The organism is Paenibacillus sp. CFBP13512 (genome assembly GCF_005233705.1).
GTDB classification, from domain to species: Bacteria; Bacillota; Bacilli; order Paenibacillales; family Paenibacillaceae; genus Saccharibacillus; species Saccharibacillus nuruki.
The window spans coordinates 302,374-325,063 of record NZ_QGAD01000003.1; the positions used below are offsets into that span (position 1 = coordinate 302,374).

Sequence of the window (22,690 nt, forward strand, 5' to 3'; positions counted from 1 at the left end):
TTTGAATCGGTTATGCTTGGGATGTAGAAAAAACAAGGAGATGATTGAGATGAGAAACAATACTAATGAAAACCTTACTAACTTTTACATGAACCTTTGCTACACTTGCTTGGATGCTAATGAATGTCGAGAAGAAGAAGCTTGTCGTGCATGTTGGGCAGATCAAGGGGTATTGGATGCCGCTAAAGATGATACTCAGGAGCTTTTACAAGCGTATTATGCATAATCGGTTTATAAGATTATCTATTATCCAAGCCAGACATGCAGACGGATTATCTATAGGCACTTCATAAAGGAACACACTTCGCTGATCAATAAGAAGTGTGTTCCTTTATCATTTCTGCTCCTTTTGGACATAAGTCATACCTTTGTATTTACATAGAATAGTACCGGTCGTATAAGAGGTCATGTTTCTTAATTCTCTCAATCGTTGAATAAGCAGTATAGATTCATCATACTCATATACGAACTCAAAGGGAGATATCTTATGAAATATGCTTCGAAAACGGTTATTGTCACAGGTGCAGCTAAAGGAATCGGTAAAGCTGTAGCAGAACGGTATGCCGCAGAAGGCGCTACTGTATTTTTGACCGATACGTTAGAACCTGAAGGTGCTTCAGCCGCAGCAGCTATCCGTGAGAGCGGAGGACAAGCGCACTTTTTACCTTGTGATGTACGTCGAGAAGAAGACGTTATAGCCACTATACAGGAGATTGTGAATACAACCGGACAGATTGATATTGTTATTAATAACGCAGGGGTGTCTCGCTGGAAATCGCCTTACGAACTAACTTTGGACGAGTGGGACGATGTAATGAATACGAATGTGAGATCCTGTTTCTTAGTATCCCGCGAAGCCGCTAAAGTGATGCGTGATCATACAGGAGGTTCTATTGTTAATATTTCTTCAACACGTGCTCATATGTCTGAGCCTCATTCTGAAGCATATGCGGCTTCAAAAGGTGGTATTACAGCGATCACCCATGCTCTATCTGTATCGTTAGGGCCTGATCATATTACCGTGAATGCGATTAGCCCGGGCTGGATTGAGACAGGCGACTATAATGCTCTGACGAAAGAAGACCATGCACAACATCCAGCAGGACGTGTAGGCACACCTGAAGATGTAGCGAGAACCTGTTTATTTTTAACCGATCCAGAAAATTCATTTATTACTGGTGCTGAATTGATTGTAGATGGTGGAATGACACGTAAAATGATCTATGTTGAATAGATGAGCTAGAGCATACTTATAAGCATGACAAAAACAGGTGCGAATAGATCGCACCTGTTTTTGTTATATCAAGACATAAAATTCGTAGTTTATGATTAGCTAACAGACTTTATCGTCCTTAATTCGAAGCGACTAAGCGATTGCTCCATTTTTCTTTAAATAAAGGCAATGTACTTTCACCAAAAATCTGTGCTTCTTCCAAATGAGGATAGCTCGATAAGATAAAGGATGTAATCCCAATCTCCGCATATTCCATCAAACGGTCAGATACTTGATCAGGAGTACCGACAAACATCAAAGCTCCACCTGAACGAAGATTAGATAATCCCGCCCAGAGGTTAGGGCCGACAACAAAGTCATTTTGTGCAGCTGCATCACGAATCTGATTTTGACGATTTTGTCCGGTTGCTCCGGTTTGGCTGAATGACGCTTTGGCACGTTCGATCGTAGCAGGATCGATATCTTTAATTAGATTACGTGCGGCTTCCCAAGCTTCTTCTTCAGTATCACGCACTAAGACTTGAGCACGCATTCCGATCCGAAGTGGACGAACACTACCATGTTCCCGGGCATATGCGGCTTGAGCTTGTTCAAGTTCTTGTACTTGTTCGCGGATCATATCAAGAGGCTCGCCCCACATTAGAAATACATCTGAATACTCTGCACCAACCGATTTGGCCTTTGCCGAACTACCGCCGAAGTAAATAGGAAGAGTAGGCTTTTGTACCGTAGCAGGGCGACTTGTACCCCCTTTTAATTCATAGTATTCGCCTTGAAAATCCACTTTGTGATTGGTAACTGTTGAATGACCTGTATTGCCGAATTCTGTTGAAGAAAGACCAGCAGCTTGTTCCCATACACTTTTCATAATATGCACATATTCACGAGTACGCGCATACTTCTCGTCATGAGCGCGCGCAAGTGGATCACCCAGTTCTTCAAGATCGTCAGGAGAGCTTCCTGTCACAATATTAATACGTGCTCGTCCACCGGATAGATTATCCAAAGCAGCTGCCATACGTGCTGCTAACACAGGAGTAATCAATCCCGGGCGAAGAGCGACAAGAGGTTTTAAGGTTGTAGTTGCACCGATAATAGCTGATCCTACCACCCAAGAGTCCAGACATGCACCGCCTGTAGGGATCAAAGCAAATTCAAAACCTGCTTTTTCAGCAGTCTGGGCAACATTAGTTAAATATTCAAGGGTTGGAGGACGTTCAGAATCTTGTCCAAAACGTGTTCCGTCTCCCATTGTAGGTAAAAACCAGCCAAATTCTACTTCATCCCGCTGAATATGATCAGATGTTGACATCGTAATATCTCCTTTAACAGATAGTATAGATAGATTTATATAGGGTGTATCGCTTAATTTCATTATTTAATAGACTAATCCGACAAGCATACTTGGTATAAATGATACTAGCATTTTCGCTCAGGTGTGTCAATTGTTTCAAATTCATTCTATCTGTCGCATTAGTGGTGAAAGGCGAACGCTTGAGTTAAGATAGAAATCAAAGTATTGGTGATCATTTATACATCACATCGACTAGGATTGATAAAGGAGAATGTTATTATGAGTACTGACTTAGAGCAGAAGAATCAGCTCAGTATAGGGGAAGTTGCAGAACGTTCAGGTCTTAGCGTACATTCACTCCGTTTTTATGAGCGGGAAGGTTTACTGTTATCTACACGTATTGCTAGAGATGAGGGAGGACGACGGCGGTATAGTGAAGTCGATGTAGAATGGCTTTACATTTGTACACGTCTACGTGCTTCAGGTATGCCGATTGCTCAGATTCGTCGTTTTGCTGAACTGGTACGTATGGGTCCGGGTAATGAACATGAACGGTTAGATATTTTGAAAGAACATCAACAACGAGTGGTCAGTCAGATGGAGCATTTGAACGATTGTCTGGAAGTCATCACACTCAAGACCAATGTCTATGAGAAACACCTCAATCGTAATGAGCCTGAACAAACGTGGGAAAATCAACACCTCACTGCTTCAGAAGCATCGACAGATCATCCTCACAGCAAGTCATCTCACACACAAATCAATATTTGTGATAAATGAGACTTGACCTAGAGTGAACTCTAGCTTGTACAGTAAGAGTATCAACGATGAAGAGGAGAGAAATAATATGGAACATTCTTATGTGAAAACAGCTCAACACAACATCAACTCAGGATTTGGACATGACAGTACAGCAAGTGAAGTATTGCAAGGTATTGATCTTACAGGTAAAACCGCTTTAGTTACAGGCGGATACTCCGGTCTTGGACTTGAAACAACACGTGCTCTCGTACAAGCAGGAGCTTTTGTTATCGTGCCTGCTCGTCGCCCGGATGTAGCTAATGAAGCACTTCAAGGATTAGAACATGTCGAAGTGGATGAACTGGATCTATCCGATCTAGATAGTGTACGTGCTTTTGCAGGTCGATTGTTAGAGAGTGGACGTAGTATTGACATAGCGATTCTAAATGCTGGCGTGATGGCTTGCCCTGAGACTCGTGTAGGTCTAGGCTGGGAATTACAATTTGCAACCAATCATCTAGGTCACTTTACGTTGATCAACTTGATCTGGTCTGCACTTACCGCAGGAGAAGGCGCAAGAGTAGTAGCTACTTCTTCCGCAGGGCATCACATTTCACCTATTCGTTGGGACAATATTAATTTTGAAGGCAATTATCAGAAGTTTGAAGCATATGGTCAAGCCAAAACAGCTAATGCTTTATTCGCAGTAGAACTGGATCGCCGTGGAAGTGAACAAGGGGTACATGCTTTCTCTGTTCATCCGGGTGGCATTTTGACACCACTTCAACGCCATTTGCCTAAAGAAGAAATGGTAGCTTTGAAATGGATCGATGAAGATGGTAATGGAGTAAACTCTGCTTTCAAAACACCTGAACAGGGAGCGGCAACTCAACTCTGGGCAGCTACTTCTCCACAGTTAGAAGGTAAAGGTGGCGTATACTGTGAAGATTGCGATATTGCAGAACCTGCTGTCGAAGGTGTACCTTCTGTTGGCGTGAAAGAGTATGCTGTGGATTCGGATCAAGCTAAGCGTCTATGGGATCTATCGGTTACTTTGACCGGAGCATCTCTTTCTTAAATCAAGCAGGATGACTATAAAATAAATCAATCTCAAAAGGCACATCCCGGTAGAAATACCAGCGATGTGCCTTTTTTTATTTGACGCTCTCCTCAAAGATACGATTGGAGCTACAGAGAAAAGGGTAATATTAAGAGTTAGAGTATCTATCTATTTCAAAATATTGGGAGGAATGCAATCATGTTGACTCAACCTTATCGTCCGGTCGCTTATCGAACTGAGCACGGCTATGCTGGCATGGAACATATTCCGACTCAAATCAATAACTACATTTCATCGACTATTCGTCCAGCGAATCTTTCAAATACAAGGACTACTGATCTGTCATTACATCAAAAGCTACAGAACAATCTAGGGAAAAACGGTATGTTCTATATGATACCTGGTCGTGAAGTGATGCATAGCGACTATCGTGGCTTATTAGAAGCGACAGGAGAAGATCATATTGTTATTCGTGATCTCAATACCGGGCTACGTCATGTGCTACCATTAACTTCATTAGATTATGCTGTGTTTATCGAACCTACAGGTGCATACACACATATTTCAGGGCAAACGCCTTCTATTCATGCACCATCATCACGGATGTAAAATAGATTAATATTAGAGTAAATAAAAGAAGCGCTAATCCAGTGGTTAAGAGCAACCATTGAACTAACGCTTCTTTTTTTGTGCTTACTTTTATTGGTTATGCAATTGCTTATGGGCTAACTGTATCATTATAATCTTTTAATTTCTGTGTGATCTGTGCAGCTGCATCGTCTAGCGCTGCTTGTGGTGATTTGGAACCGTTAAGTGCTTCTTCGATTGCTGTTTCTGTTAACTGACGAGCTTCAGTAAAGATACCCATTACTGCACCTTGAGTAGCTGTATCAATTTTGGTATTGTGCAATTGATCTACAGCAGTCTCGAATTGCGGATATTTCTTCATGTTTTCTTTTACTAAATCTTCGTTATAAGCTGCTTTGGTAATTGGGAAGTAGCCTGTGTTTACATGCCAGTACGCTTGTTGTTCAGGCTCTGCTAAGAATTTGATAAATTTCCATGCTGCTTGTTGTTCTGCTGCGGATTTGTCATTCATAATCCAAAGACTTGCACCACCGATAACGACGCCACCTTTACCAATATCGCTAGAAGCCACTTTAGGCAGTGGAGCCGTTCCTACTTCAAACTTACCTTCTGTGGAGCTGATCAATCCGCGAAGTGAAGCTGTACTATCCATTGTTACCGCTACTTGACCAGCAGCAAATGCTTTTTTCGTATCATCTGTTTTACGACCTAGATTAAGCATGTATTTCTCATCGATCAATTTTTTCCACCATGTCAAGAATTTCACACCCGGCTCAGAACCTAATTGAGATTCAGTTGCAAGTGCTGTACGTCCATTATCGTTATTCAACAATGTTGCATCTTGGCTTGCAAACATTTGCTCCATCAACCATCCGTAGATTGGCAATGACATTCCTGTTTGTCCATCTTTAGTCAACGCTTTAGCTGCTGCTTCCCATTCATCCAATGTTTTAGGAGGATTTTCTGGATCAAGACCTGCTTTTTTGAAAGCATCTTTGTTATAGTAGAAAATCGGATTAGATGTATTAAAAGGCATAGAATATAGTTGATTATCAAAAGTATAGTATTTCAAAATGTTCGGTTCGAACTGTGAGGTATCAAATTTATCGGCATCAATAAATTGTTGCATCGGTGTGATCGCTTGAGAATCGATCATATAACGTGTACCTACATCATAAGTCTGAAGCATGGTAGGGCCGCTTCCTGATCCCATAGATGTTTTGAATTTGTTAATACTAGCATCATAATCGCCCTGGAAAATAGCTTCAACTTGAACATCTTTTTGAGAATCGTTAAACTTTTTAACTAATTCATCAACTACTTTATTCAAATCGCCACTCATCGAATGCCACCAGACTATTTTTACAGGACCTGTAGAAGTCTCACTTGCTGCATCAGCTGTTGCACCTGTAGCTGCTGTAGAGCCAGTTGTACTTTGACCTCCACCACAAGCTGCTAAGAATAAAAATAGGCATAAACTAAGCAAACTCCATGTTTGACGCGAACGATTGATTTTCATTTCTTTTCGTATTCTCCTTTTGGTTGAACAAATTTTGAAAAGATAATCTATGAGTTAGCCCTTCAGTGCACCTGCTGTTAGACCGCCTACAAGACGACCTAGACCTACAGCAAGAAGAACAAGAGAAGGGAGCATCACCAACACAATACCAGCCATAACAACGTTCCATGCGGTTACATCTGCAAATTGCAACATACTAATACCAATCTGAACCGTACGCATACTTTCACTATTCGTAATCAATAGGGGCCATAGATACATATTCCAGTGATTAAGGAAAGAATAGATACCCAGTGTTGCAAGCCCTGGCATCGATAACGGCACAGCCAGTGAAGCGAAAATGCGAATATGTCCGCAACCATCTATTCGAGCAGCTTCCATTAATTCTTTGGGCAGTTGCAAGAAGAATTGGCGCATTAGAAATGTTCCAAAAGCTGTCGCTAGAAAAGGAACAGTCAATCCTTGATACGAATCAAGCCAGCCCCAACTACGAACGGTTAGATAGTTCGGAATCACCGTAACTTCCCACGGAATCATCATCGTAGCCATAAATAGACCGAATAAGATTTTACGACCGGGAAACCGTAGAAAAGCAAACGCGTAAGCAGCCATACAAGAAGTAATCAGATTACCGACCGTAATAATACTACTGGTCAAAAAGCTGTTCACAATAAAACGAATAATCGGAATATTATTCATGACTGTTATAAAATTATCGATATGAATACCTGACGGTAAAAATCGTGGAGGATATGTAGCTGATTCCGATTCAGTCATAAATGAATTAGAAACGGCGATCCAGAAAGGCAAAAGTATAAGTGCCGCAGCCACAATCATAAAGAAGTAGGCTGTTCCTGTGCGCACTAGACCTTGTTTCATTGGTAATGCACCTTCTTTTCACCAAATTTGAATTGAATAAGCGTTAGGATTAAGATCATGGCGAATAAGACCAATGCTTGCGCACTTCCTGTCCCAAAGCGGAAATTCATAAACGCATCTTGATATAAGTTATAAACAATGACATTCGTACTGTTCATTGGGCCACCTTTGGTCAGGATATTGATCTGTCCAAATGCTTGAAAAGAACCAATCATTGAGGTGACACTGGCAAAGAAAATGGTAGGCGAGATCAATGGTAAAGTGAGCTGTACAAAAGTACGCGTTGGACTAGCTCCATCCATACGTGCACTTTCATAGATATCTTCAGGCACGCCTTCCATACCACCTAATAATAGAATGAATAAGAATCCTAGATTCATCCAGATGGTCATAATCGAGATCGAGATCAAAGCCCAGTTCGGATCAGTAAGCCAATTGATAGTTGGTAAGCCAGCTATACTAAGGAAATAATTTAATGTTCCCAGTGTCGGATGAAATAGAACCATCCAAATGACAGAACCCGTACTCACCGATATCGCTAAAGGTAAAGCGAAAATAAAGCGGAAGATACGGCTACCGCGTATACGGCTTCGACAAAATGCAGCTAAGATCAATGCTAGGATCAATGTTGTCGGTACAGTAAACAACATAAATTGAGTAGTTACCCACAGACTGCTGAGAAAAGTATCTGATGTAAATAAATTTGTGAAGTTTTTGAACCCTACAAATTTGGCAACATCTCCGCGAGGTGTAGTGGAGTGTAGACTCAGATATACGGACTTGATCAGCGGATAAAAAAGGAATATACCGAACAGCAATATGGAAGGAGCTAAAAACATAGCTGCAAGTATATATTCATTCCAACGGCGAGTCTGACGGGGATAGCGCACGATAGAACGAGTTTTTCGAACAGAACGTTTCATTGAAACTACAGGCGTTTTATCCAAGTTAACACTTACCTCACTTTCATCTTTTGCTTACATGTTGTTCTTCTTGCTACGTGGTTCAGTATAAATACAGGATGTTAAGAGAAATGATTATCTATGTAAAAGATTTGTAATCGGATGAATAGAGCATTTGACGGGAGGGTTTGAGACGATATAATAAAGTAAGGAACATGTATAATCATACATAACTAAACGAAGGGAGTGAGGACACTTGGGAAAATGACGGTGCACGTGATGTGGCTGCAAATTCAAAAAACAAATATACGAAGGAGGTGAACCCGTAACTGTCTATCAATTTGACAGTACGGGATATACACTTGACTGACCCCTTACCCAGTTTACTTAATTTAGTTTTGGTGGCATTTCTGGTAATGCTCAATGGATTTTTTGTATCGGCTGAATTCGCAATGGTTAAAATTCGCAGTAGTCGATTAGAAACATTAGTCGATGGCGGTAGTAAAAGAGCGCGCTTTGCGCAAACGATCGTAAACAATCTGGATGCTTACCTTTCTGCTTGTCAGTTAGGGATTACACTCGCATCACTTGGATTGGGGTGGATTGGTGAACCGGCGATTGCTGACCTGATCAGACCTATATTTACGGCATTCGGCTGGAATAATGATGTAGCTGTACACACTGTCTCTATCGTTATTGCTTTTGTTGTGATTACGGTATTGCATATTGTACTTGGAGAGCTTGCTCCGAAGTCTCTAGCGATCCGCAAAGCGGAAGTCGTGAGCTTATGGACAGCAGCACCGATGCTCTTATTCCATAAAATGATGTATCCTTTTATCTGGGTGTTGAATGGCATGGCGAACGCTTTACTCAAAATGTTCGGTATTGCTCCGGTGTCTGAAGAAGATTCGGCTCACACAGAAGAAGAAATACGTATACTTATGAAGGAAAGCAACAAGAGCGGACTGATCGATAATACCGAACTGGCGCTGGTTGATAATATATTCGAATTTGCTGATACAACCGCCCATGAGATCATGATCCCACGTACAGAAATGATCTGTCTGAGTCTACACGGTTCCAAAGAGGAGAATTTGGAACTGGCATTTGAAGGAATGCGTACTCGTTATCCGGTATGCGATGGCGACAAAGATCATATTGTCGGTTTTGTGCATATTAAAGATTTGATGCGTTATCAAAGTGTAGATTCAGCCAAATTGATCCGTCCCATTATAGCTGTACCTGAATCGATTAAGATTAGTGAACTGATGAAGCTGATGCAACGTGGCAAAACACAGATAGCTATCCTTATTGATGAATATGGTGGTACAGCTGGTCTAGTAACTCTTGAAGACATTATGGAAGAAATCGTCGGCGAAATTCAGGATGAATTTGACCATGAGCGTCCAGCTGTAGAACCTATTGATGAAATGACGTACTCCATTGATGGAATGATGTTAATTGATGAGATCAATACAAGGTTTTCACTGGATTTGGATTCGACAGAATACGATACCATTGGTGGTTGGCTGTATTCCCGGGTGGAATCTTTACCTCCACAAATCGGGCAAAGCGTGGCACATGAAGGACATCTGTTAGTGATTGAAGAAACGGAACAGAAACGTATTTCAAGGGTGAAATTAGTGATCACGCAATTCGCAACAACTCATAATCAGGCAGGAGCCTGAACATCATTATAAGTAAAAAAGCAAATGACTTCTGTTATAGAAGTGGTTTGCTTTTTTGCTGTGTACATATACAATTTCTGTGACATAGAAGATCTAAGGGATGTGAAGCGATTTTTTTCGTTTGACATTCCTTTTTTTGATTTTAATCTAACAGTGTAAGTTTTTGTTTACAGATACCGATATCAATGATAATATCTAACACTGTAAGGCTTATCTAACGATGTTAGACGATAAATTTAAAAGTGTAGCTTTGTTCGTTAGCACATAAATAAGAAGAGAAAGTAGTGATTCATATGGATGCCAAAAATCTTTATTATTTTGAAGAAGCTCCAATTGTAAAATCGGTTACTCATTTTGCTGTACCGATGATGTTAGGGATGTCGATGAGTGTTGTATATTCGATTTTAAATGCGTATTTTATTGGGACGCTTCATAATACAGCGATGCTAACTGCACTTGCATTAACATTGCCCTTATTTGCAGTGATTATGGCATTAGGTAATTTGATAGGGATAGGGAGTGGAGCATTTATCTCTCGATTGCTAGGAGAAAAAAGGTATAGCGATGTGAATCATGTATCTTCATTTGCTTTTTACGTGAGTCTGATACTTGGCTTGATCGTTGTAGCTGTTGGACTTCCTTTTTTAGATCCAATCGTTCGATTTTTGGGAGCTAATGCAGAATCGTTTGCGTTCACCAAAGACTATGTGATGATTATGCTGGCGGGATCACCGTTTATTTTATTATTTTTTATGTTAGAAAATATCGTGCGTTCCGAAGGTGCAGCGAATACGTCGATGATCGGTATGATTCTGAGTGTTATTGTTAATATTATTCTTGATGTATTGGTCATTTTCGTTTTTCATTGGGGAGTGATTGGAGTGGCTTCGGCTACCGTTATTTCAAATCTAGTAGCAAGTGCGTATTATGCCTTTCATATTGGATACAAAAGTCAATTTTTAACGATTTCAATTAAAGCGTTCAAAATCACGAAAGAAATATCTAGTAATGTATTCAAAATTGGAGTTCCTGTTTTTATTATGAGTCTGTTTCTGGGAGCGATGTCGCTGATTTTTAATCGTTTTCTGATTGAATACGGGGAACAAGCTGTAGCTGGGTTTGGGATTTCATCACGTTTGTTGCAATTTCCTGAATGTATCTTAATGGGATTGTGTGAAGGTGTTGTACCGATGATTGCTTTTAATTTTGTAGCCAATAAAGAACGAATGAAACAGACCATTACCTTTACGCTTAAAGCGATTATGGTTTTAGCTACTACTTTCGGGATTATCGTCTATTTTATTTCAGATCATTTAATAGGATTATTTACCAACGATATGCAATTGATTGAAATGGGTAGCTATATTTTGCATGTTACATTTTTATCTTTATTTATTACAGGAATTACCGTTTTGTTTACAGGAATTTTTCAAGCAACAGCTCAAGGTACGGCGGCATTTATTATGTCTATTATTCAAGGAATCACGTTAATTCCTGTGTTGTATATTGCTAATCAGATGAATGGGTTTCATGGGGTAGTCTGGTCACTTGTGATTTCAGATGTGGTTGCATTTCTAGTAGGGGCGATGATGCTCTATATATTGCGTAATAAGCTACAGCCTGATTTGGAAAGTATAGCAGTATAAAAGAAATTTTTTCACTATAGCAATAACTTTTGATACGAAAGAGAATAACAAAAACCCTTCTTACCACAAAGATAAGAGGGGTCTTTACTTTATAGGATTGTTACATTGTTATTCGTATCTCAAATAATGTATATCTCCGAAAATAATCTTAACGACGACGATCTGCTTCTTCGCTCTCAGCATCGATTTCTTCGTCATCTTCAGTCACTTGTAACTCAGTATCGCCTTCATCATCCGCTACATAACGATCCAAGTCTTCACCACGTTGTACATGACGTTGACCGCCTTCGATATCATTGCCAGCGAACTTCTCAATATCTTCTACAGTGCCGTTGTCTTTATTTTCTCCGCCTTCTGCAAGCTCATTATAGCTTTCTACATCACGTTGCGTAGACATTGCAGGCGAATCAGCTACACCGTATTCTTCGACAGCTTGCCATGCGCCAGCGTCATCGAATTTACCTGTATGACTTTGACGGTTCTCTCCAGCACCTTTAGCCGCAGGAGTGATCAAGTCTTCTTCTACAGGACGGTAATCATTTACACCGCCCCCTTCTTCAGCACTTTCACCTACTAGCATTGTCGTGTATGGAAGAGCTTGTAGACGTTCAAAAGGAATCTCTTCGCCACTGATTTCACTGATTCCATACGTACCATCTTCGATACGTTGTAGAGCAGCATTGACTTGATCTAACTTCTCATCCATATTTTCATCAATCGCCATATCGCGTTCACGTTCAAATGTTTCTGTACCTAGATCGGCTGGATGATTATCTACAGAAGAAAGTTCACCTGTAGAATCAAGTTCGGATTCTACTTGACCATCTGCTGTATCATTTTCCATATTGAAATGGCGTTCCAATGCTTCTTTATCTTCTAATAAACTATTTTTTAATTCCTCAATTTGTGAAGATTTTAAGTGTTTCATTATGTGTTACCCCTCTCAAGACGAGTTATCGTAAATTTGTAGTATGTTTGTTAAATCGATGATCTATTCTCCATTTACCCCACTATGCTAATAATCAATCGCCTGTTAAGAAAAGGAAAAGTTTGGTTAATACAAAAATATCGACTCAACCACTATAATTTTGAAAGGGGAACATTAATGTGAAGGCACTAACATATCAAGGTAAACGCAAAGTAAAAGTTAAAGAGGTCGCAGATGCTAAGTTGCAGAAACAAGATGATATTCTGATTCGTGTAACATCTACATCGATTTGCGGATCTGACTTGCATATCTTTAACGGTGAAATTCCAGGTATGGAAGGCGATTATGTTATCGGTCATGAACCGATGGGAATCGTGGAAGAAGTAGGGCCTGAAGTAACCAAAGTGAAAAAAGGGGATCGTGTTATTATCCCATTTAACGTATCTTGTGGTGAATGTTTCTTCTGTAAAAACGAAATGGAAAGTCAATGTGATAACGCCAATGAAAATCCTGAAAAAGATACAGGCGCTATGTTCGGATATTCCAACACATACGGTGGATTTGCCGGAGGACAAGCCGAATACTTACGTGTACCTTATGGTAATTTCTTGCCTTTCGTGATTCCAGATCGCTTGGAAGTAGCAGACGAAGACGTTCTTTTCTTATCCGATGTTATTCCTACTGCGTACTGGAGTGTAGAAAGTGCTGGCGTGAAAAAAGGCGATACGGTGATTGTACTGGGTTGCGGGCCTATCGGATTGATTACTCAGAAATTCGCATGGCAAAAAGGAGCAAAACGTGTTATTGCTGTAGACCATGTTGAATACCGATTAGCTCATGCCAAACGTACCAACAATGTAGAAACTGTCAATTTCAAAGAAGTCGGCGACGCAGACAAATACCTGTTGGAACTTACAAGCGGTGGAGCAGATGTGGTGATCGACTGTGTAGGTCTAGATGCAGAGAAATCAATGATGGAAAAAATCGAAACTACATTGAAGCTACAAGGCGGCGGCTTGGGTGCTTTAAATTTGGCGAGTAATGTTGTTCGCAAATTCGGTACGATTCAAGTAACGGGCGTATACGGCTTGAATTACAACCAGTTCCCATTCGGTCATCTATTTGAACGTAATATTCAGCTGAAAATGGGGCAAGCTCCAGTCGTTCATTACATGCCTGAGTTGTTCGACCAAATTCAAACAGGTAAATTCAGTGCTGCTGATATTATTACTCACCGTCTGTCATTAGATGAAGCAGAGCATGGTTATAATGTATTTGATAATAAAGACGAGAACTGTATCAAAGTTGTGCTCAAACCATAATAGATTATTATAACAGGTAAGCTCACTACGAGTTGCTTGCATCAACAATCAAAAAAAGTGCTGATTCCTTTAGGAGTCAGCACTTTTTTGATAAGGAGGATAGAGTAGGCTAGCTTATTTTGTAATTATTTACGATATAGAGTCTATTATCTTTTACCAAAGTATATCCAATTCCTTTATTATAATTAAGGTCTAAATTCACCTACAGGTGTCATATGAATTTTCAGCTTATGCTGTCTAATATCCTGATAAAGTGCTGCTGAAATAATAGGATTAGAAATATACGTATAATCGAGTGTGAACAATTCTGCTTCTCCAATTTTCTGTTCGTCTAATACGATTTTTTCGAATCCTTTGGCTATTCGGCGTGGTGGTTGATTGATAGAGCGTAGAACCATAGCTTTGCCAGCATATTGAGATTGTTCATACTGAACAGCATCAAGCGTTTGTAACTTATGAGCAATCCAGTACGTTCCAGATACAGGTACATTATTATAATAGTGAACCTTTGTCGGCACAAATTGTGCAACCACTTTCCATTGTTCTAAAAGTTGCTTCAAAGCATCAGATATTACAGTAGCTCGTGTACCTGTATAGAAAAAATCCACATCCATTTTTCTTAAATTAGAATCTAAAGTAACATCAGCAGTAGTATGAGGGGGTAATTCTGTGTTGATCGGATCATAATAATCATCCAGCGCAGGTACAAATGTAGCTCCTCCTGAAATAAACCCTTTGCGTGGATATTGATATTCCAAAACATAATACTCCATGACTTTATAAATTCCTTTCCGATGTACAAATGATAATCTGTTCTATGTAGTCTAAATCAAAAGAGGATATCTGTAAAAGACCTGCCATTTATAAAATGACAGGTCTTTTATCCGTACTATAGTTGTTATTTTATTATTTCATAAATGATAAACGAAATTCAATTAAAATGCCCATTCGCCTTGACGGAATACTGGTTCTTTTTCGCCGTCTTTAGTGATACCATAGATATCCATTTCACCTGAACCGATCATAAAGTCTACATGTGTCAGACTGTTATTAAGTCCACGTTCATTCAACTCATCACGGGATAATTCTTTACCACCGATCAAGTTAAACGCATATGCACTACCAATTGCAAGGTGATTCGAAGCATTTTCATCAAACAATGTATTGTAATATAGAATGTTCGATTGAGAGATAGGAGACTTGTGAGGCACAAGGGCAACTTCACCCAGATAATGAGAACCTTCATCCATATTGACTAGACGCTCTAATGTATCTTGTCCTTGTTCAGCTTCTACACCAACAATACGACCGTCTTTGAATGTTAATTTGAAATTGTCGATAATGTTACCACCATAACTTAAAGGCTTCGTGCTACTTACATAGCCGTTAACATCGCTCTTAAGAGGTGCAGTAAATACTTCTTCTGTTGGCATATTCGCCATAAATGAGAATCCACGCTCACTTGTGCTTTCTGCTGCTGCCCATAAGTGACCTTCAGGAAGACCAATCGTCAAATCTGTTCCTGGTGCAACATAATGAAGTTGTTTGTATGCTTTATCGTTCAGGTATTTGGACTTGGTATTTAACAATTCAACGTGTTTTTCCCAAGCTTCGATCGCATCGCCATTACCTACGCGTACAGCTTTGAGAATCGCATCCCACATAGTAGACATTTGATCTTCTTTTGCTACATCAGGGAATACTTTAGCAGCCCAAGCTTCAGAAGGAACCGCTACGATAGACCAGCTTAATTTTTCAGATTGTACATACTCACGGTATTTCGCAAGTGCTTTATTAGCAGTCATTTGATACGTAGAAATGCGCTCAGGCTTTACCCCTTTTAACAAATCAGGATCATCCGAGATGACATGCAAAATAGCTCCGCCATCTTCAGCAAGTTCTTCCATTTCAGCAGCATACCATTTTGGACCAATTTCAAAAGATTCATCTGGAGCCAGATCGTAGCGCATACGTGCGACTTGGTCGTCACTCCAATTGACTTTAACAAGAACAGCACCAGCTTCATATGCTTTTTTGGTGACAATACGTACAAATTCAACAGCATCAATCGAAGCATTGATAACCAAACGCTGACCTGGCTGTATATTAACACCGACCCGTACCGCAAGTTCGGCGTACTGTTCTAATTTGATCTGAAAATCTGACATTGATAAATTCCTCCATTTCAAATACAAAAATGTGTCAAAGAATCATTTTATGATCCGTCTTATCTATTTTACAGGAATCTATTCGTAATGAAAACAAAATGTCGAAATGTATAAATTTCCATATCTAAAAATAAAATTTGGTTTCTTTAAAAAAATGGTCTAGAATACTGTATAAATTGTTATATTTATTATGAATCCGTAATTGGTTGATGTGAGGTAAGAGAGGGGCAATCTGGATGGTATCCGATTGGAGAGTAGCTGAAGAAGCGCTACGCCGTATAGGAGTAAGTGGTAGTGATGATAATGATCCTGTTGTTATATCAGGTTATGCGGATGGAGCAAGGTGTATAGGCATAGGAACAGATGCGGCTGTATTTACGTATGATCAAGTTCCAGAGTATGCGTTTAAGCTTTTTACACCTGAAGCGATTGATAAAATTCAATCTGAAGTCTTTGTATATGAGCGATTAGCAGGTTCACCGTATTTTCCGACTTGTTATGGTAGAGGAACGAACTATCTGGTTATGAGTTATGAAGAAGGGCCAACTCTTCAAGATTGCTTACTACAAGGAATAGAAGTACCAGAGCAAGTGATTTTGGATGTAGAAGCGGCTAGAGAGTATGTACGCAGTATTGGTCTGAATCCACGGGATATTCATCTTAAAAATGTCATTGTCCAAAATGGACATGCTAAAGTAATCGATGTGTCCGAGTATATTCAAAAAGGCGATGATAAGCGTTGGGATCATCTGGTATGGGCTTATTATCAATTTTATAGCCGGATATCAGGTAAAAGTATTCCATCATGGGTATTAGATACGGTCAAAAATTGGTATTCTCGTCTGGGCAAAACCAATATCGATCTGGAAGAATTTGCGAAAAGAGCAGGCGAACTGTTCTCTAAATATATGAAATAACATAAGTAATAAAAAAAAGAAGGAAGTTCTCTACATATACCGTAGAGAGCTTCCTTTTCAAATAAAGCAGACAGTTAAAAAGAAAATCAAAGACTCATAAGATCATATTCAAACTTAAAGTTTAAATCCAGCTAACAATTGTTGTAGATCTTCTGCAAGTGAAGAGAGGTAACGAGCCGATTCAGACACTTCTTCCATTGTAGATAATTGTTCTTCGCTGGCTGCGTTCATTTCTTGAATACCAGCAGAACCTTGTTCGGATAGAGCACTTAAATGTTCCATTGCTTCAGAGATTTGTTGAGATTGTACAGTGATAGAACCCACCATTAAGCGTGTACCACCAATTTGTTCTACCGTATCAGCTACGGCTTGACGAATCGCTTCAAAAGCGACATTGACACGTTTACTACTTTGAACACCTGCTTGTACATTGTTCACTGAAGTATGCACTTGCTCAACAGCTTTTTGACTTTCAGATTGAACGTCTGAGATCAAAGCGGTAATTTGTGTAGATGATTGGGCTGCACCTTCAGCAAGTTTGCGAATCTCATCCGCAACAACTGCAAATCCACGTCCAGATTCCCCGGCACGAGCCGCTTCAATCGAAGCATTGAGAGCAAGTAAATTGGTTTGTTTGGCAATTTGTTGAATTGCTTGCGAAGCTAAGCCGATTTCGTCTGATTTTTGATTTAAACTAGTTAACACATTCAAATTATCTTGAATATTGCTTGCCAAATCATTGATCAAATGTGTAATTTCTTGAACTTCATTGATTCCATTTCCTGCGGTTTCTTCCATATGATTCGTAAGCACTTGAATATTTTTATTGCTTGTTTGCAATTGTTGCATTTTGTCAGTCATTTCATTGGTTGCATTAGTTACCTGGTTAACCGTCTCGACTTGAGATTCAAATCCAGTTGATAACTCACCAGAAGAAGTAGCGATATGAGAAGAAGCTTTTGCTGTTTGTTCGGCACTCGCTGTTAATTGTTCAGAAGAAGCCGATAATGTCATTGCACTTTCGTCGACTTTTTTCGTGATTTCACGAATACTGGATATCATAGTGTTGAAGCCAGCAGACAATTGACCGATCTCATCTTTAGATACATAGTCAGAATGAACGGTAAGATCACCATCAGATGCGTTAGTCATTAATAGTTGTACATTATTTAAAGGGCGTACAATTAAGCGTACGATCCAAGTTCCTAGTAATAGCGATACAATCAAGCCTATCGCAAAAAGAATACCTGTAATCCATTGAGATTGAGCATACTGTTGATCTGAATTGACTTTCGCATTGCCGCCTTCATCAATAAGATTGGTGCGCATAGCGTTAAGTACTTCATTTAACTGAGTACGCTGGTTACTTAGATTCGCATAAGCTTGAAAAGCTTGCTCATTCTCATTAGATGCTGCTAAAGCAGAAATATTGTCACGTTGTTCGGAAAAGGCTGTTGCTAAAGGAACCAATTCAGCCGCTAGCTTCTGATTTGCCGGGCTTAAAGCCATTTGACCCATTAATTCAAATTGTTCTTTGTTACTTGCAGTCGTTGCATTAATAAGATTGACTAGCGCTTTGTTAGCTGTTGGGTCCGTCGTCTGCATCAATTCAAGAAGATTAGCAGCACTATCCCCATAGTTCATAATAATTTGATCCATAATTGTTAGCGAGCGCATATTAACTTCATACATATTTGAAGCGACTTTGGACATTTTATTAGTCATCAATGTTCCTGTGGCGCTTAACATAATTAAGATTAGTAGGTTTACTACAATAAGAGTGATAATTTTGGTTCTAACTTTCCAGTTTTTCATGCTTTGTTCTCCTGACTGAATATGATTTAAAATCGTATTTATATTTTGAAGCGGGCAAGAGTCGTCTGTAAATTCTCAGCAAGATCCGCTAAATAGCGTGCCGCACTTGAAACTTCTTCCATCGTAGACAATTGCTCTTCACTAGCAGCGCCTGTCTGTTGAATTCCCGCAGAACTTTCTTCTGATATCGCACTCACATGTCCCATGGCTTCAGCAATCGTCTCTGATTGTTTGGCAACTTCTTGAATCAATGAACCGGTACGAAGAATTTTCTCTGTTGTATTGCTAACCGAATGTTGAATCGCTTGAAATGCTGTATTGACACGAGTACTGCTTGCAACAGTGCTCTGGATGCTATCGGATGATTTGTGAACTTGTTCAACAGCCATATTACTATCATGTTGGATCGATTGAACCATATTTGAAATTAATTTGGATGAATCAGCTGTACTGGATGCAAGCTTGCGAATTTCTTCAGCAACCACTGCAAATCCTCGACCTGCATCACCTGCCCGAGCTGCTTCGATCGAAGCATTCAAAGCAAGTAGATTAGTTTGTTGAGCAATCTGCTGGATGGCAGAAGAAGCAATACTGATCTGGTTGGATTTATCATTCAAATTAGTCATGACCACTAGATTGTCTTGCATATCTTTAGCTATTTCCTGAATTAAATTCGTAATCTCAGTCACTTCACTTAATCCATTTTTAGCGTCATTGTTCATTTGTTCTGTCATTTGATTCACTTCATTACTAATCGCAGCTACATGTCCCATACGTTCATACATTGAACCAATGGACTGATTCACTTGGTTCACAGATTCTACTTGAGATTCAATACCTGTAGACATTTCATTAGTAGCGACAGCAATATGTTCAGCAGCTTGAGCAGTCTGATCTGCACTTGCTGTTAATTCTTCAGAAGAAGCTGATAATGTCATTGCACTTTCATCCACTTTGCGAATAATATCTTTCACATTATTGACCATAGCATTGAAGGATTGTGTAACCTGTCCAATCTCATCACGAGATGTATATGTTCCTTCTACTGTAAGATCGCCTTCACCCGCACGACTCATCAATTCTTGTAGATGCTTCAGTGGGCGACTGATCGTACGGCTGATCCATAAACCTAGTAATACAGAAAGGAGAGCACCTGCGATAAAGACAATAATTAATACTAATTTGGCAACAGAGGCTAGATGAACAGCTTCTTGATTGTTGATTTGAGCTTCTGACTTGAGCAAAGCATTAAGTTGTCTGGTCGTGTCATTCATTGCTATTCGTAATGGCTCTACATCATTTTGAAAAACGCGATACGCTTCGGTGTTGTTATTTTGTGAAGCATTTTGAAGAACTTCTTCAATTTTGGAAGTGTAATCCGTTAAAGATTGAGTGTAAGTATCATAAAGCTTGGTTGTTGCTGGACTGAGCTTGATCGTGCTCATATCTGTATATAAAGTTTGATTTTGAGTCAAACGTTCTTTAATAGAAGCATCTAATGCTGTATTGCGTTCATCGTCTGTCGTGATAATAAATTCAAGCAATGCAGCTTCGATCGTACGGTTATCAATAATGATCTGGCTAACATCACTGATTGCTCTTACATTCTGGTTATACATTTCGTTCGATTCAGTAGACATCAGATCCGTTGTTTTGTAACCTGCAAATCCTATAACAATCATAAACAATGCACTGATTAACGTTAAACTGATAATTTTAGTTTGTACTTTTAAATGCTTCACCGATACCATCTCATCTCGTGTCTATTTTTATAGTTAATAAGTCTTGGTTTTTAAGTAATGTAAAAATATCACATTTTGTCGAATATGTCGATACATTTTTAAATATTTTTTCATTAATTGTATTTTAATGTATTTTTAAAAAGGTTTTAATATTAAGGCGTTATCTATTATTGTCCTTTTAAATCTATCTTTTGTCGCTTTTTCAATCCTTTTATTGTTCCAACAAATTATATTTCGGTAAAATTTTAAAATAATGTATAGATGTCGAAAAAAATAATATTTTAAAACTCGAATGTCGAATATAGTCGAAATTAATATAGTTAAAAAGACCTTATTTTTAACAAATTTAAATAATACAACATACTTTGATATGAAAAAGGGTATTGAGTAGGAGTGTTCATTTACGATGAAGCTTTATTTTGAATAGCGAAAGGAAGATTACAATGGATCAAAAACATTTATATATTAACGGAGAATGGGTGAAAGCTAGTTCGTATACTCCTTTATATTCTCCCTACAATCGTTCTCTTATTACAGAAGTGGCAGAAGCGAACGCAGAAGAAACGAAGCAAGCAATTACTGCTGCTTATGAAGCTAAAGAGACTATGCGTGCGATGCCAGCTCATCAGCGAGCATCTATTTTGGGAAAATTAGCTTCTCTATTAGAACAACGATCTGAAGAAGCAGCTCAATTGATCGCTCTAGAAGGCGCCAAGCCGATTCAAGCCGCTCGTACTGAAATTGGGCGTACTGTCGAAACGTATAAATTTGCAGCAGAAGAAGCCAAACGGATTCATGGTGAAACGATCCCACTGGATGCTTCGGTCAGTGGAGAAGGAAGAATAGCGTATACGGTTAAAGAGCCTGTAGGTGTAGTTGGAGCGATTACTCCTTTTAACTTCCCTATGAATCTGGTTGCACACAAAGTGGGTCCTGCTCTTGCCGCTGGAAATACGGTTGTATTGAAGCCTGCGGAGCAGACACCATTGTCTTCTTTCTTATTAGCCGAATTATTACAAGAAGCAGGATTGCCTGCTGGCGCACTTAATGTAGTGACAGGTGATGGTAAAGTGGTAGGAGATACGATTGTTACTGATGAACGTGTCAAAGCATTATCATTTACAGGTAGCCCGGGAGTAGGTATCTCTATTCGTTCCAAAGCAGGGCTGAAAAAAGTGACTTTGGAGCTTGGATCGAATTCTGGCTTGATTATTGATCGAGATACTGATATCCCGGCGATGATTAAGCGTGCAGTCTCCGGAGCATTTGGTAATCAAGGGCAAGTGTGTATTTCAATTCAGCGAATCTATGTACATCAGGAGATCTTTGAAGCGTTTGTTGCTCAATTTGTAGAAGCAACGCGTGCACTGAAGTTAGGTGATCCTATGAATGAAGATACCGATGTGTCGGCTATGATCGCACCGAAAGAACAGACAAGAGCGATAGAATGGATTGAAGAAGCTGTGTCCCAAGGAGCAGAGATTGCTTATGGCGGTACAGTAGAGAATGATCTTCTGTTGCCAACTGTCTTATTACGAGTACATCCGGAAGTACGTGTAGCATGTAAAGAAGTCTTCGCTCCAATCGTAATGATCAACCCTGTGGCAGATATGGAAGAAGCCATTCGCGAAGTCAATCGTTCGGATTATGGATTGCAAGCAGGGATCTATACGCAACAACTGCAAACGGCATTTCATGCTGCTGAGAAATTAGAAGTCGGCGGAGTAATTGTTAACGATATTCCTTCATTCCGTGTAGATCATATGCCATATGGTGGAGTCAAACAAAGCGGGATAGGACGCGAAGGAATCAAATATGCTTTAGAAGAAATGTTAGAGACTAAGTTAGTTGTCTTTAAAAAATAAGCAGTCTATCGAGTAATAATTTCCAGTTTTATTGTTAAAATTATACTCATTCACGACCTGATTCTTATAACCTTTTTTCACTTTTTGTGAATCGGAATTTAAATAAGACTTAATTACTGCTGAAAAGTAGAATTAAGTCTTATTTACGTGCGTAAAATGAGGTACTTTTCCCCAAATGATACTAAACTATACACCCTATGTCAGATAAAACAGTGTTTTTCAACTTTTTCCATATTTTTATCTAAAAAGGTATTTATTTTTTTTAGGAATCATGATACGATTCCTTTCAGACGCAAGAGGAATCCACAAAATGATTTATTTGGTAAAATATGAGCGTCCAAAAGGAGGGGTACCGGTTACTGATTGTTGTTGTAGATGTTGC

General features: G+C 39.4%; 19 protein-coding genes. 10 read left to right on the plus strand and 9 right to left on the minus strand.

What is annotated here, in order from left to right:
- Positions 1-49 precede the first annotated feature (49 nt).
- Together PaeCFBP13512_RS23360 and PaeCFBP13512_RS05805 are read left to right on the plus strand one after the other, a co-directional pair.
- The gene (locus PaeCFBP13512_RS23360) at positions 50-226 is read left to right on the plus strand and encodes a hypothetical protein (RefSeq protein ID WP_175425211.1); all 177 of its coding nucleotides are present in this window, start codon (positions 50-52) and stop codon (positions 224-226) included.
- A 261-nt stretch (positions 227-487) separates the two neighbouring features.
- A complete protein-coding gene (locus PaeCFBP13512_RS05805) occupies positions 488-1,234 on the plus strand; it encodes an SDR family NAD(P)-dependent oxidoreductase (protein ID WP_137221821.1) in 747 nt (248 codons plus the stop codon).
- A gap of 118 nt (positions 1,235-1,352) precedes the next feature.
- On the opposite strand, the gene PaeCFBP13512_RS05810 is transcribed toward PaeCFBP13512_RS05805, so the two are convergent.
- Positions 1,353-2,546, minus strand: coding sequence for an LLM class flavin-dependent oxidoreductase (locus PaeCFBP13512_RS05810; RefSeq protein WP_137221823.1), 1,194 nt, complete (start codon positions 2,544-2,546; stop codon positions 1,353-1,355).
- A 261-nt stretch (positions 2,547-2,807) separates the two neighbouring features.
- Here PaeCFBP13512_RS05810 and PaeCFBP13512_RS05815 point away from each other — a divergent pair, with 261 nt between their 5' ends.
- From PaeCFBP13512_RS05815 to PaeCFBP13512_RS05825, 3 genes are all read left to right on the plus strand, one after another.
- Entirely contained in the window at positions 2,808-3,308 is a 501-nt protein-coding gene (locus PaeCFBP13512_RS05815) for a MerR family transcriptional regulator (protein WP_083243590.1), read from the plus strand.
- Between the two features lie 67 nt (positions 3,309-3,375).
- Positions 3,376-4,347 carry an SDR family NAD(P)-dependent oxidoreductase gene (locus PaeCFBP13512_RS05820; RefSeq protein WP_206665601.1) on the plus strand — a complete coding sequence of 324 codons (972 nt, stop codon included), beginning with the start codon at positions 3,376-3,378 and terminating at the stop codon, positions 4,345-4,347.
- 180 nt (positions 4,348-4,527) lie between these two features.
- Complete coding sequence (locus PaeCFBP13512_RS05825; protein ID WP_137221825.1) at positions 4,528-4,938, plus strand: spore coat protein GerQ; 411 nt, start codon at positions 4,528-4,530, stop codon at positions 4,936-4,938.
- Between the two features lie 109 nt (positions 4,939-5,047).
- On the opposite strand, the gene PaeCFBP13512_RS05830 is transcribed toward PaeCFBP13512_RS05825, so the two are convergent.
- From PaeCFBP13512_RS05830 to PaeCFBP13512_RS05840, 3 genes are read right to left on the minus strand one after another with little or no spacing between them, the layout of a single operon-like run.
- Positions 5,048-6,436 (minus strand): ABC transporter substrate-binding protein, encoded by a 1,389-nt coding sequence (locus PaeCFBP13512_RS05830; protein WP_137221827.1) that lies wholly within the window; start codon positions 6,434-6,436, stop codon positions 5,048-5,050.
- 54 nt (positions 6,437-6,490) lie between these two features.
- On the minus strand, positions 6,491-7,315 hold the full coding sequence (locus tag PaeCFBP13512_RS05835; protein WP_069328813.1) for a carbohydrate ABC transporter permease: 825 nt from the start codon (positions 7,313-7,315) through the stop codon (positions 6,491-6,493).
- Entirely contained in the window at positions 7,312-8,238 is a 927-nt protein-coding gene (locus PaeCFBP13512_RS05840) for a carbohydrate ABC transporter permease (protein WP_137221829.1), read from the minus strand. The genes PaeCFBP13512_RS05835 and PaeCFBP13512_RS05840 overlap by 4 nt, the downstream gene beginning before the upstream one ends.
- 341 nt (positions 8,239-8,579) lie before the next feature.
- On the opposite strand from PaeCFBP13512_RS05840, the gene PaeCFBP13512_RS05845 reads away from it, so the two are divergent.
- Together PaeCFBP13512_RS05845 and PaeCFBP13512_RS05850 are read left to right on the plus strand one after the other, a co-directional pair.
- On the plus strand, positions 8,580-9,905 hold the full coding sequence (locus tag PaeCFBP13512_RS05845) for a hemolysin family protein (protein ID WP_069328823.1): 1,326 nt from the start codon (positions 8,580-8,582) through the stop codon (positions 9,903-9,905).
- A gap of 293 nt (positions 9,906-10,198) precedes the next feature.
- The gene (locus PaeCFBP13512_RS05850; protein WP_137221831.1) at positions 10,199-11,551 is read left to right on the plus strand and encodes an MATE family efflux transporter; all 1,353 of its coding nucleotides are present in this window, start codon (positions 10,199-10,201) and stop codon (positions 11,549-11,551) included.
- Between the two features lie 148 nt (positions 11,552-11,699).
- On the opposite strand, the gene PaeCFBP13512_RS05855 is transcribed toward PaeCFBP13512_RS05850, so the two are convergent.
- Entirely contained in the window at positions 11,700-12,479 is a 780-nt protein-coding gene (locus PaeCFBP13512_RS05855) for a conjugal transfer protein TraR (RefSeq protein WP_137221833.1), read from the minus strand.
- Between the two features lie 179 nt (positions 12,480-12,658).
- Here PaeCFBP13512_RS05855 and PaeCFBP13512_RS05860 point away from each other — a divergent pair, with 179 nt between their 5' ends.
- Positions 12,659-13,801: a zinc-dependent alcohol dehydrogenase gene (locus tag PaeCFBP13512_RS05860; RefSeq protein WP_069328815.1), complete on the plus strand. Its 1,143-nt coding sequence runs from the start codon at positions 12,659-12,661 to the stop codon at positions 13,799-13,801.
- 185 nt (positions 13,802-13,986) lie between these two features.
- Here the strand turns inward: PaeCFBP13512_RS05860 and PaeCFBP13512_RS05865 are convergent, their stop codons facing one another.
- A complete protein-coding gene (locus PaeCFBP13512_RS05865; protein WP_137221835.1) occupies positions 13,987-14,574 on the minus strand; it encodes an imm11 family protein in 588 nt (195 codons plus the stop codon).
- A 162-nt stretch (positions 14,575-14,736) separates the two neighbouring features.
- On the minus strand, positions 14,737-15,969 hold the full coding sequence (locus PaeCFBP13512_RS05870; RefSeq protein WP_137221837.1) for an aminopeptidase: 1,233 nt from the start codon (positions 15,967-15,969) through the stop codon (positions 14,737-14,739).
- 236 nt (positions 15,970-16,205) lie between these two features.
- Between PaeCFBP13512_RS05870 and PaeCFBP13512_RS05875 the strand changes: the two genes are divergently transcribed.
- Complete coding sequence (locus PaeCFBP13512_RS05875) at positions 16,206-16,886, plus strand: serine/threonine protein kinase (RefSeq protein WP_069328818.1); 681 nt, start codon at positions 16,206-16,208, stop codon at positions 16,884-16,886.
- Between the two features lie 114 nt (positions 16,887-17,000).
- Here the strand turns inward: PaeCFBP13512_RS05875 and PaeCFBP13512_RS05880 are convergent, their stop codons facing one another.
- Positions 17,001-18,701 (minus strand): methyl-accepting chemotaxis protein, encoded by a 1,701-nt coding sequence (locus PaeCFBP13512_RS05880; RefSeq protein WP_137221839.1) that lies wholly within the window; start codon positions 18,699-18,701, stop codon positions 17,001-17,003.
- A 38-nt stretch (positions 18,702-18,739) separates the two neighbouring features.
- Positions 18,740-20,443: a methyl-accepting chemotaxis protein gene (locus PaeCFBP13512_RS05885; protein ID WP_161594222.1), complete on the minus strand. Its 1,704-nt coding sequence runs from the start codon at positions 20,441-20,443 to the stop codon at positions 18,740-18,742.
- Positions 20,444-20,886: 443 nt separating this feature from the next.
- Here PaeCFBP13512_RS05885 and PaeCFBP13512_RS05890 point away from each other — a divergent pair, with 443 nt between their 5' ends.
- On the plus strand, positions 20,887-22,308 hold the full coding sequence (locus PaeCFBP13512_RS05890) for an aldehyde dehydrogenase family protein (RefSeq protein ID WP_137221842.1): 1,422 nt from the start codon (positions 20,887-20,889) through the stop codon (positions 22,306-22,308).
- The last annotated feature ends 382 nt before the right edge of the window (positions 22,309-22,690 follow it).